Below are 12,017 nucleotides of genomic sequence, written 5' to 3'. Positions count from 1 at the left end.
ATTGATTTGCGGCCGACCTCGGCAAACCAAAAAGGGCGGCCCGAGGGCCGCCCTTTTCGTAACAGTCGATTTGCCAGTCGATTGGCCTGGGCTTACTCGCCGGCAGCTTCGCGCGGCGCCGCAGCCTCGGTCTTCTGCGTGGCCTCGAGGTCCTCGCCGGTCGTCTGGTCGACGGCCTTCATCGACAGGCGGGTCTTGCCGCGATCGTCGAAGCCGAGCAGCTTGACCTTGACCTTGTCGCCTTCCTTGACGACGTCGGAGGTCTTCTGCACGCGGTTGGCCGCGAGCTGGCTGATGTGGACGAGGCCGTCCTTGGCGCCGAAGAAGTTCACGAACGCGCCGAACTCCATCACCTTGACGACGGTGCCCTCGTAGATCTGGCCGACCTCCGGATCGGAGGCGATCGACTTGATCCACTTGATCGCAGCCTTCATCGCCTCGCCATCGTTGGAGGCGACCTTCACGGTGCCGTCGTCCTCGATGTTGACCTTGGCGCCGGTCTTCTCGACGATCTCGCGGATCACCTTGCCGCCGGTGCCGATCACTTCGCGGATCTTGTCGGTGGCGATCTTGAAGGTCTCGATGCGCGGTGCGTATTCGCCGAGCTCGGCGCGCGCCGCGGTCAGCGCCTTGGCCATCTCGCCGAGGATGTGGATGCGCCCTTCCTTGGCCTGGCCAAGCGCAACCTTCATGATCTCCTCGGTGATGCCCTCGATCTTGATGTCCATCTGGAGCGAGGTGATGCCCTGGTCGGTGCCGGCGACCTTGAAGTCCATGTCGCCGAGATGATCCTCGTCACCGAGGATGTCCGACAGCACCGCGAAGCGCTGACCTTCGAGGATCAGGCCCATGGCGATACCGGCGGTCGGCCGCTTCAGCGGCACGCCGGCGTCCATCAGCGACAGCGAGGCACCGCAGACCGAAGCCATCGAGGACGAGCCGTTCGACTCGGTGATCTCGGAGACCACGCGGATCGTGTACGGGAACTCGTGGTGCGGCGGCAGCACCGGGTGGATCGCGCGCCAGGCGAGCTTGCCGTGGCCGATCTCGCGACGCTTGGTGCCGCCGAGGCGGCCGGTCTCGCCGACCGAGTAGGGCGGGAAGTTGTAGTGCAGCAGGAACGTTTCCTTGTAGGTCCCCGACAGTGCATCGATGTACTGCTCGTCCTCGCCGGTGCCGAGCGTGGTCACGACCATCGCCTGGGTTTCACCGCGGGTGAACAGCGCCGAGCCGTGGGCGCGCGGCAGCACGCCGGCTTCGGCGATGATGTTGCGCACGGTCTTGGCGTCGCGGCCGTCGATGCGCTTGCCGGTGTCGAGGATGTTCCAGCGAACGATCTTGGCTTCCAGTTCCTTGAACACGCCGGCGACGCGGAGCTTGTCGTATTTCGGCTCCTGACCTTCCGGGAAGAAGTGCGCGAGCACCTTCTCCTTGACGGCGCCGACCGCGGCATAGCGTTCCTGCTTGACCGGGATCGCGTAGGCATTGCGGAGCTCCTGCTCGGCGATGCCGAGCATCTCCTTCTCGATCTCCGAATTGTCGATCGTGGTGACTTCGCGCGGCTCCTTGGCCGCCTTCTCGGCGAGCTCGATGATCGCGTTGATGACGGGCTGGAAGTGGCGGTGGCCGAACATGACCGCGCCGAGCATCACGTCTTCGTTGAGCTCCTTGGCTTCCGATTCCACCATCAGCACGGCGTCGGCGGTGCCGGCGACGACGAGATCGAGCTGGGTCTCGGTCATCTCGTCGAGCGTCGGGTTGAGCACGTATTCGTCATTGGCAAAGCCGACGCGCGCAGCGCCGATCGGGCCCTTGAACGGCGCGCCCGACAGGGTCAGGGCGGCGGAGGCGGCGACCAGCGAGACGATGTCCGGATCGTTCTCCATGTCGTGCGACAGGACGGTGACGATCACCTGGGTCTCGTTGCGCCAGCCGTCGACGAACAGCGGACGGATCGGGCGGTCGATCAGGCGGGAGACCAGCGTCTCCTTCTCGGTCGGACGGCCTTCGCGCTTGAAATAGCCGCCGGGAATGCGGCCGGCAGCGTAGGTCTTCTCCTGGTAGTCGACCGTGAGCGGCAGGAAGTCGACGCCTTCGCGCGGTGCCTTCGCCGCGACGACGGTGGCAAACACCACGGTCTCGCCGTAGGTCGCCATCACGGCGCCGTCGGCCTGGCGGGCGATCTTGCCGGTTTCAAGTTTGAGGGGACGTCCACCCCAGTCGATCTCGACGGAATGCGTATTGAACATTTCGGTCTTCTTTCATGGTTTCACCAAAGCATGGCGCCCTGAAACACAAAGACCATGCCAAGACGGCGAGACACTGACACGCGGTTGCGATCAGTATCCGGCGATCCTGCCATGGTCCCTGGATTTCGGATGGCGTCCATCCTTTCGGTCATCTGGGCATCTTGCCCGGTCCAGCGGCCGGATTGCTGCTGGACGCTAGTTGGCATGGCACTATTGCCATGCTGCGCATGATCATCTTTCGGCAATTCGAAAGTCCGAGTTCGCGGACGACCATGCGGAAACGCGCGCGAACCCTCGCGCGCGTGCTTCTCAAATCAACGACGGATGTTGTGCTTTTCGAGCAGCGCCTTGTAGCGCGCCTCGTCCTTGCGCTTGATGTAGTCAAGCAGGGAGCGACGCGTCGACACGAGCTTCAGGAGGCCGCGGCGGGAATGGTTGTCCTTCACATGGCTCTTGAAGTGCTCGGTGAGGTTATTGATGCGTTCCGACAGGATCGCGACCTGAACCTCGGGCGAGCCGGTGTCGCCGGCTTTGTTGGCATTCGTCTTGATGACTTCCGCTTTGCGTTCGGCGGTAATCGACATCGTCAGTTACTTTCATTGTTGCGAGCCGGACCGGCAGTCAGTCCGTTCAGGTTGAACACGCGCTTGGGGATGAGTTCGCCATTGCCAATCTCGGCAAGCGCGAGAAGCCGGCCTGCCACCGTGACATAGACTGTGCCGCTGGTATTGGGCGCATCCCGTCCGCGCAACAAAACGGCCTGGCCCCTGTGGAGCCTTGCCGCATCAGCCCGTGTGACGGCCAGTGCCGGGATGTCGTCCAGCGCGGTCTCAACGGGCAAAAGCGCGTCGGCGAGGCTGCCCTCGCCAGACGCGGCTCTATTGCATAAAGCCTCCAACTGTTCCAGCGGAATCATGTCCCGTTCGGTAAACGGACCGACAAGGGTCCGCCGCAGGGCGCAGATATGGCCGAAACAGCCCAGAATCCGGCCCATATCGCGGGCCAGCGCCCGGACATAGGTTCCCTTGCCGCACTCGGCCTCGAACACGGATTGGCCGTTATCTCCATGTTCCACAAGGGTTAATTCGTGGATCTCGACCGGGCGGGGCTTCAGTTCCACGGTCTCGCCGTCGCGCGCCAGGTCATAGGCGCGCTCGCCCTGCACCTTGATCGCCGAATATTGCGGCGGGATCTGCTCGATCACCCCGGTGAAGCGCGGCAAAAGTTCCCGGATCGAATCCGCGGTCGGCCGGCTCTCGCTGGTCCTGACCGGCCGCCCCTCGGTGTCGTCGGTGTCGCGCTCCTCGCCCCAGCACACCGTGAAGCGGTAGCGCTTGCGGCCGTCCATCACGAACGGCACCGTCTTGGTGGCCTCGCCCAGCGCGATCGGCAAGCCGCCGGAGGCGAGCGGATCGAGCGTGCCGGCATGGCCGGCGCGCTTGGCCTGGAACAGGCGCTTGAGCACCGCGACCGCCTGCGTCGAGGTCATGCCGATCGGCTTGTCGAGCACCACCCAGCCATGGACGTCGCGCTTGTCGCGGCGCGGCTGCTGGTTCTGCCTGCCCTGCTTCTGGCGCGGGTCGTTGTTGGTGCGGCGCGCATCGTCGCTGCGCTGGCCGGCAAAAGCATCCCGCTCAGCGTCGCGCGCGTCGGCATCCTTCGCGTCGATAACGCCGTTGGTCGTCATCACAGTCATCACTCGTCGTCCGAATCGGGTGCAAGGTCTCGCTGCACCGCAGGTGTCCGCAGTAGTTTCTCGATGCGCTCCGCCTCGTCGAACCGCTCGTCGACGCGGAAGCGAATGTCGGGTGCAAATTTCAGGTTGACGCGATGCGCGATCTCGCCGCGAAGGAACTTCTTGTTGCGCTCGAGCGCTGATATCACCGTGTCGGTGTCGCGGCCGCCGAGCGGCATCACATAGATCGTCGCGAGCTTCAGGTCCGGCGACATACGCACCTCGGGAACGGTGATGATGTGGCCTTCCAGATCGGGATCGTGGACCTCACCCTGTGACAGAATCTCGGCAACTGCATGGCGAACCGTTTCGCCGACGCGCAGCTGACGTTGCGATCCGCCGGGGCTGGAACTCTTCTTTTGACGGGGCATGACCTTCTTCCAAAACCGTCACGCCCGCAGGCCTTGGCCGCGGGCATCAATGTCTAGCTTTGCTTTCAATCAGACAATGCGCTGGTGGCCGGACCAAAGTCCGGCCACGCAGTCGCATTTTCAGTTAAATGGACCCAACGCTTCGTAAGATTTGGACTTACAGAGAGCGCTGGATCGTCTCGATGCGGTAACACTCGATCACGTCGCCGACGCGCATGTCGCCGTAGTTCTCGAACGCCATGCCACACTCCTGGCCGGCGACCACTTCCTTCACTTCATCCTTGAAGCGCTTCAGCGTCGACAGCTTGCCTTCGTGCACCACCACGTTGTCGCGGATCAGGCGAACATTGGCGCCGCGTTCCACGGTGCCGTCGGTGACGCGGCAACCCGCGACCTTGCCGACCTTGGAAATGTTGAACACTTCCAGGATCTGCGCGTTGCCCAGCATGGTTTCGCGCAGCGTGGGCGCGAGCAGGCCGGACATCGCCTTTTTGATGTCATCCACGAGGTCGTAGATGATGTTGTAGTAGCGGATCTCGATGCCGTTGCGCTTGGCCGCGGCCGCCGCTTCCTTGTTGGCTCGGACCGAGAAGCCGATGATCGCGGCGTTGAAGCCTTCCGCGAGCGTGACGTCGGATTCCGAGATGCCGCCGACGCCAGCATGCAGGATGCGGGCGGCGACCTCGTCGGTGCCGAGCTTCTCGAGCGAGCCCAGGATCGCTTCCAGTGAGCCCTGCACGTCGGCCTTGACGATCAGCGGGAACTCCTTGCGGCCCGCGGTCTTCAGCTGCGACATCATCTGCTCGAGCGAGCCGCGCATGCCGGAAATCGAGGCAGCCGCGTTCTCGCGCTTCTGGTGCGCGCGGTAGCTCGTGACCTGGCGGGCGCGGGCTTCGTTCTCGACAACGGCGAGACGGTCGCCGGCTTCCGGCGGACCGTTGAAGCCGAGCACCTCGACCGGCACGGACGGACCGGCCTCTTCGAGATTCTCGCCCTGGTCGGAGATCAAGGCGCGGACACGGCCCATTTCGGCGCCGGCCACGATGATGTCGCCGATGCGCAGCGTGCCGCGCTGCACCAGCACGGTCGCGACTGGACCACGGCCGCGATCGAGCTTGGCTTCGATCACGGTGCCTTCCGCCGGACGCTGCGAATTGGTCTTCAGGTCGAGGATTTCGGCCTGCAGCGCGATCATCTCGAGCAGCCGGTCGAGATTGGTCTTGTTCTTGGCCGAGACCTCGACGTCGACGACGTCGCCGCCGAGCGATTCGACCTGCACCTCGTGCTGGAGCAATTCGGTGCGCACGCGCTCGGGGCGCGCGTCGGGCTTATCGATCTTGTTGATCGCCACGATCATCGGCACCTTGGCCGCCTTGGCGTGGTTGATCGCTTCGATCGTCTGCGGCATCACGCCGTCGTCGGCCGCGACCACCAGCACGACGATGTCGGTGACCTTGGCGCCGCGGGCGCGCATCGCGGTGAACGCGGCGTGGCCGGGCGTGTCGATGAAGGTGATCTTGGTGCCGCTCTCGGGCGACAGCACCTGATAGGCGCCGATATGCTGGGTGATGCCGCCGGCTTCGCCCGACACCACGTTGGCATGGCGCAGCGCGTCGAGCAGCGAGGTCTTGCCGTGGTCGACATGGCCCATGACGGTGACCACGGGCGAACGCGGCTCGGTGTCGGTGGAATCGTCGACGACGTCGAACAGGCCTTCTTCCACGTCGGACGCGGCGACGCGCTTGACGGTGTGGCCGAGTTCTTCGGCGATCAGCTGTGCGGTGTCGGCATCGATCACGTCGGTGATCTTGTGCATCGCGCCCTGCTTCATCAGCATGCGGATGACGTCGACCGCGCGCTCCGACATCCGGTTCGCGAGTTCCTGGATCGCGATCGCTTCCGGAATGACGACTTCGCGGATCAGCTTTTCCTTCTGCTCGTTTGCGGCGTGACCCTTCAGGCGCTGGGTACGGCGGCGGAACGAGGCGATCGAGCGCTCGCGCACGTCATCGGCGTTGAGCGCGGTGACGACGGTCAGGCGTCCGCGCTGCTTCTGCGGACCGGGCTTGTGAGTGGTCTTCGGGGCCGCGACGGGACGCACGGCGCCGCCGGGGCGGCGCACCAGGCGCGGACCTTCGTCCTCGTCCGCCTCGGCGGCAACGGCCGGCGGCCGCCCCGGGGCAGCCGGCGTGCGCGCAGCAGGCGTCGTGGTCGTTGTCGGGCGGGCTCCGCCGGGCGCACGGGCGGCCGGAGCAGACGCAGGTGCGGCTCCGGCAGGCTTGGCGGGAGCAGCGACAGGCGCCGCACCGGGCTTGGCCTCGCCTTCGCCAAAACGGCGCTTGGCCTCGACCTCGGCCTTGCGCTTGGCCTCTTCCTCGTGGCGATGGCGTTCCTCTTCCGCCTTGCGGCGGGCCTCGGCGGCCTCGCGCTCTGCCTTCTCGGCAGCCTCGCGGACGGCGCGGCGCTTGGCTTCCTCTTCGGCCTGGCGGCGTTCCTCGATATCGCGCTGACGGGCGTCGGCCAGCGCACTGGCACGCGCGGAACGCTCATCCTCGGTCAGCGTCGGCAGCACCACGCCGGAGCGGGTGTTACGCTGTTGCTGGCCCGGAGGCGGGCCCGAGGGGCGGCCGAGCGGCGGCTTGGCGGCGGGCGCCGCCGGCTTTGCAACCACGGGTTCCGGCGCATGCGCCTCGCCGGGGCCATCGCCACCGACGCGGCGCTTGCCGCGCTTCTCGACCACGACCTGCTTGGTCCGGCCGTGGCTGAAGCTCTGGCGCACGGTGCCCGTCTCGACGCGCGGCTTCAGCGACAACGTCTTGCTCGGGACACTCAAAGTCTTGTCGCCAGGGGTCTTGGTATCAACCATTCAGCAGTCCTAATCTCGTTTCGCTGTGCGTTTGCCGCACAAATCCTTCAACGTGTCGTCGTTTGCTGAGCATGACCGGTCGGAAAGACGGCGTCCGCCTTCCCGGATCACGCTCTGGAATTTCTGGCCGCTTCGGCGGTCTTGTCGTCGTCGGCCATCCGGTATCGGACCAGCATCTGGCAGCGCGACAGGAACGTCTTGCTCGCTGGGCCCGCGAGCAGCGCAGCATGTATCACATTTGACCGCCCAAGTGCCAAATCCAATTCTTCCGACGTCAAAACATTGACGACGGGGATTACCGGCGATTCACCACGTTTTTCGCCCCTTTGCCTGACGATCGCGTCCAATTTGCGGATTCCGTCCGCTGCGCCGTCGGAAGCGTGGATCAGGGCTGCAGTTTCGTTCCGGTTGAGTGCGTCCTCGACCTTGCCGAAGCCCGAAACGACCTGACCGGCCTTGGCGGCCATTGCCAGGGCCTCGGTGACGCTGCGCACCAGGAGGGTGTCGGTGTCGGTGGGGAGGGTCGGCGCGACGCGGACGTCGCGCTTGAATCCCTTGCTAAATTGGTGACGGCGGACCGCTTCCGCAACGCTGCGCCGCGATGCGGAAACCCATAATCCGCGGCCGGGCAGCTTGCGCTTGAGATCCGGGATCACCTCGCCCGTGGGCGCAATGACGAACCGGATCAGCTCGTCGATCGGACGCACCTCGCGGCTGACCGCGCACATCCGCGTGGTCGCGGACTTCTGCGTCCGCGGTCCATCGTCGAGATCGGGGTCAGCCTGAGCCAGCATCCGTCGGGCATCTCCTTACGAAGCCGTCGTTTCTGCTTCGGCGGCCTCGGCCTCCTCGGCAGGCTTGGCGAGGTCGGCCTCGGTGATCCAGCCGGCCTTCAGACGGGCCTGCATGATCATGGCCTCGGCCTCGTCGCGCGAAATCTCGATGCCGTCGAGGAACCCGGCATGCTTGGTCGGCTCGCCGCCTTCCTTGCGCTCCGTCCAGCCGACCAGATCGTCGGTGGCGCAGCCGGCGAGATCCTCGACCGTCTTGACCTCGTTCTCGCCGAGCTTGACCAGCATCTTGCCGGTGATGCCGGGCACGTCCTTCATGGCGTCCTCGACGCCGAGTTCCTTGCGCTTGGCTTCCAGTTCCGCCTCGAGCTGTTCCAGATACTCGCGGGCGCGGGTCTGCAGCTCGTTGGCGGTCTCCTCGTCGAAACCCTCGATGCCGGCGAGTTCCTTGACGTCGACCAGCGCGAGTTCCTCGACCGAGGTGAAGCCTTCGGAGGCGAGCAGCTGGCCGACCACCTCGTCGACATTGAGCGCTTCCATGAACACGCGGGTCGAGTTCTCGAAGTCGGCCTGGCGGCGCTCCGACTCTTCCTGCTCGGTCAGGATGTCGATGTCCCAGCCGGTCAGCTGCGAGGCGAGGCGGACGTTCTGGCCGCGGCGGCCGATCGCCAGCGACAGCTGGTTGTTGGTGTCGGGAACCACGACCTCGATGCGCTCGCGGTCCTCGTCGATCACGACCTTGGCGACTTCGGCCGGCGCCAGCGCGTTGACGACGAAGGTCGCGATGTCGGGCGACCACGGGATGATGTCGATCTTCTCGCCCTGCAGCTCATTCACCACGGCCTGCACGCGCGAGCCGCGCATGCCGACGCAGGCGCCGACCGGGTCGACCGAGGAATCGCGCGAGATCACGCCGATCTTGGCGCGCGAGCCCGGATCGCGGGCGACCGCCTTGATCTCGACGATGCCGTCGTAGATCTCCGGCACTTCCTGCGCGAACAGCTTCGCCATGAACTGCGGATGGGTGCGCGACAGGAAGATCTGCGGACCGCGGGTCTCGCGGCGGACGTCGAAGATATAGGCGCGGACGCGGTCGCCGTTGCGGAACACTTCGCGCGGCAGCATCTCGTCGCGGCGCACGATCGCTTCGCCGCGGCCGAGGTCGACGATCACGCTGCCATATTCGACGCGCTTGACGATGCCGTTGACGATGTCGCCGATGCGGTCCTTGAATTCCTGGTACTGCCGGTCGCGCTCGGCCTCGCGCACCTTCTGCACGATCACCTGCTTGGCCGACTGCGCGGCGATGCGGCCATATTCCAGCGGCGGCAGCGTGTCGGCGATGGTGTCGCCGACCTGGGCGCCCGGATTGGCGCGCTGCGCGTCGTGCAGCGAAATCTGGTTCGACGAGTTCTCGACGACGTCGACCACCAGCATGTGGCGGGTCAGCCGCAGCTCGCCCTTCTTGGCATCGATCTCGGCATGGACGTCGGTCTCGCTGCCGTAGCGGGCACGCGCGGCCTTGGCGATGGCGTCTTCCATCGCCGCGATCACGATGGAGCGGTCGATCGACTTTTCGCGCGCAACTGCGTCTGCGATCTGCAGCAGTTCGAGTTTGTTGGCGCTGACTGCCATGGCTTAGTCTCCTTCGGATGGATCGATCTCGCCACGGCGCGCGCGCTCGGCCGCCAGGCGGTGCTTTTTGGTGTTGGTCGGGGCCGGCTTCTTGCCGGGCATGTGAGCAGGCTTGTCACCAGGCTTGGGTTTCGGCTTCTGGCTCTTCGCCGGATCGCTCTTCTTGGCGTGGGCCGGTTGCGGCGGCGCGAGGCCGAGCTCGCGGCGCAGCTCGCGCTCGGCGGCCTTGCCGCGGCGCATCGATTCCTCGATCAGCTCGTCAGTCAGGACCAGCCGCGCGTCCGAGATGTCCTCCATCACCAGCAGAACCTCGGCGTCCTCGTCGGGACGCGGATCGTCACGCCTGATGCGCACCGCATCGCCCTCGACGCCGGCAAGCACGCCGCGGAACCGCTTGCGACCCTGATGCGCCACCGCCATCTCGATCTTCACGAGATGCCCGGTATAGCGCTCGAAGTCGGAGCGGCGCACCAGCGGGCGGTCGATGCCAGGCGAGGAGATTTCCAGCCGGTAGGCGCGCTCGATCGGGTCGGCGACATCGAGCACCGGAGACAGCGCGCGCGAGATCGCCTCGCAATCCTCCAGCTGCATCGAGCCGTCGGGCCGCTCCGCCATGATCTGCACGGTGCAGCCGGCATCGCCCGAGACCTTGATGCGCACCAGGCGATAGCCCATGCCCTGCAGCACCGGGACCGCGACCGCGGCGACGCGCGCCGCGACCCCGGGCTCGACGACGAGACGCGGCTCGGCGAGCAGTTCGGTGTCCACGGACGTGGCGGTCGGTTCGGTCATATCCAGTGTCAAAGTCTGTCTAAGGTCTAAAGGCTGCTGAGGTCTGTTGTGTTGTTCAGATGGCCTTAAGGGGCCGCTAACGCTACCCAAACGGGACCCGGCCTCGCTGGGTCCCGTCAGGTAATAAAAAAGAGCGGGTCCCGGGGGGCCCACTCTCCTACGCGATCGTATGAGATACCATAAGTTGCGCTGGATATAGCTCTTTTGCCCGGGTCCGGCAAGGCCCCAGGGTCCGGCGGGAGGCGATTTTACGGCTCCCCGGATGCCGGTTTGATCTAACCCTCCGTTTACGAACGGGACCATAGATTGCCGAAAATCGGCAGAAGTCGCCGGTTGGACAAGGCTCATGACGACAGCCCCCGCGCTGATCCCGGAACTCGACGACATCGTTCGCCGCGGCGACCCCAAGCGCCGCGCCGAGGCCGCGCGGCGGCTCGGCGAGCTGTTCCTGCAGGGCGCCGCGAGCTTCCGCCCCGACCATATCGACCTGTTCGACGGGGTGCTGACCAGCCTGGTGCCGCATGCCGAGCTTGCTGCGCGGGTCGATCTCGCCGAACGGCTCGCGCCCCTCGGCAACGCGCCGCGCCATCTGGTCGGGCAGCTCGCCCGCGACGACGAGGTCGCGATCGCGGGGCCGCTGCTGCGCCGATCGCCGGTGATTGACGAAAAGCTGCTGGTCGAGATCGCCAATGCCAAGGGCCAGGGCCATCTGCTCGCGATGGCCGAGCGATCGAAGCTCTCGACTGCGCTGACCGACGTCCTCGTCCGCCGCGGCGATCGCGATGTGATCCGATGCGCGGCCGGCAATGCCGGCGCCGCGTTCTCGGATGCGTCCTTCGCGACGCTGGTGCGCCGCGCCGGCCAGGACGGCGTGCTGACGCTGCGGATCGGCCGCCGCGATGATCTTCCGCCCGAGCATCTGAAGGGCCTGCTCGCCGGCTCGATCGACGTGATCCGCCGCCGTCTGCATGCCGTCGCCACGCCGGAACGCCAGGCCGAGATCAAGCTGGCGATGAACGAGATCGAGGGCGTGATCGTTCAGGTCGAGGGCCGCGATTTCACGGCTGCGCAGCGAGCCATCCTGGCGCTGCATCGCGCCGGCGAATTGAACGAGGCCGCAGTGGCCGGCTTCGCAAAGGCCTTCAAATATGAGGAATGCGTGGCGGCGCTCGCCGCGATGGCCGGCGTGAAGATCGTCACGCTCGATCGCCTGATCTCCGGCGACCGTTACGATCCGATCCTGATCGCCAGCAAGACGATCGGCTTCGAATGGCCCACCGTGCGCGCCCTGATCCTGATGCGGCTCGGGCCGAACCGCGTGCCGTCTCCTGCCGATATCGAAGGTGCGCGGGTGAATTTCGTGCGCCTGATGCCGTCAACGGCGCAGCGCGTCGTGGAGTTCTGGAAGTCGCGTTAGTTCACGCTAACAGCTCTTGGCTCCGTCATCCTGAGGAGCGCCGCAGGCGCGTCTCGAAGGATGCGCGGCCACAGTCGGGCCGTCGACCCTTCGAGACGCGCGTTCCGCGCTCCTCAGGGTGACGGACTAGAGCCGTTCCGCTATGCTTTCCGCAAGGCGCG

Annotated in this window: 9 protein-coding genes; 1 reads left to right on the top strand and 8 read right to left on the bottom strand. The window is 65.8% G+C overall.

The window, feature by feature from the left end; translation table 11 throughout:
• Positions 1–92: 92 nt before the first annotated feature.
• The 8 genes from pnp to rimP all read right to left on the bottom strand — a co-directional run bounded on the left by pnp (position 93) and on the right by rimP (position 10,439).
• Positions 93–2,249 (bottom strand): polyribonucleotide nucleotidyltransferase, encoded by a 2,157-nt coding sequence (gene pnp / locus ACVWYP_RS04460; protein WP_304497885.1) that lies wholly within the window; start codon positions 2,247–2,249, stop codon positions 93–95.
• A 314-nt stretch (positions 2,250–2,563) separates the two neighbouring features.
• Positions 2,564–2,833: a 30S ribosomal protein S15 gene (gene rpsO / locus ACVWYP_RS04455; RefSeq protein WP_016844725.1), complete on the bottom strand. Its 270-nt coding sequence runs from the start codon at positions 2,831–2,833 to the stop codon at positions 2,564–2,566.
• Positions 2,834–2,835: 2 nt separating this feature from the next.
• Positions 2,836–3,945 (bottom strand): tRNA pseudouridine(55) synthase TruB, encoded by a 1,110-nt coding sequence (gene truB / locus ACVWYP_RS04450; RefSeq protein WP_304500434.1) that lies wholly within the window; start codon positions 3,943–3,945, stop codon positions 2,836–2,838.
• Entirely contained in the window at positions 3,945–4,355 is a 411-nt protein-coding gene (gene rbfA / locus ACVWYP_RS04445; RefSeq protein WP_028343913.1) for a 30S ribosome-binding factor RbfA, read from the bottom strand. The genes truB and rbfA overlap by 1 nt, the downstream gene beginning before the upstream one ends.
• A 157-nt stretch (positions 4,356–4,512) precedes the next feature.
• Positions 4,513–7,221 (bottom strand): translation initiation factor IF-2, encoded by a 2,709-nt coding sequence (infB, locus tag ACVWYP_RS04440; protein WP_304497884.1) that lies wholly within the window; start codon positions 7,219–7,221, stop codon positions 4,513–4,515.
• Between the two features lie 107 nt (positions 7,222–7,328).
• Positions 7,329–8,015 (bottom strand): RNA-binding protein, encoded by a 687-nt coding sequence (locus ACVWYP_RS04435; protein WP_028343911.1) that lies wholly within the window; start codon positions 8,013–8,015, stop codon positions 7,329–7,331.
• Between the two features lie 15 nt (positions 8,016–8,030).
• A complete protein-coding gene (gene nusA, locus ACVWYP_RS04430) occupies positions 8,031–9,647 on the bottom strand; it encodes a transcription termination factor NusA (protein WP_212057943.1) in 1,617 nt (538 codons plus the stop codon).
• 3 nt (positions 9,648–9,650) lie between these two features.
• Positions 9,651–10,439: a ribosome maturation factor RimP gene (gene rimP, locus ACVWYP_RS04425; RefSeq protein ID WP_304497883.1), complete on the bottom strand. Its 789-nt coding sequence runs from the start codon at positions 10,437–10,439 to the stop codon at positions 9,651–9,653.
• Positions 10,440–10,785: 346 nt separating this feature from the next.
• Between rimP and ACVWYP_RS04420 the strand changes: the two genes are divergently transcribed.
• Entirely contained in the window at positions 10,786–11,856 is a 1,071-nt protein-coding gene (locus ACVWYP_RS04420) for a DUF2336 domain-containing protein (RefSeq protein WP_304497882.1), read from the top strand.
• Positions 11,857–12,017 lie beyond the last annotated feature (161 nt).

The organism is Bradyrhizobium sp. USDA 3262 (assembly GCF_054060035.1).
This window is presented reverse-complemented; position numbering and strand designations above follow the sequence as displayed.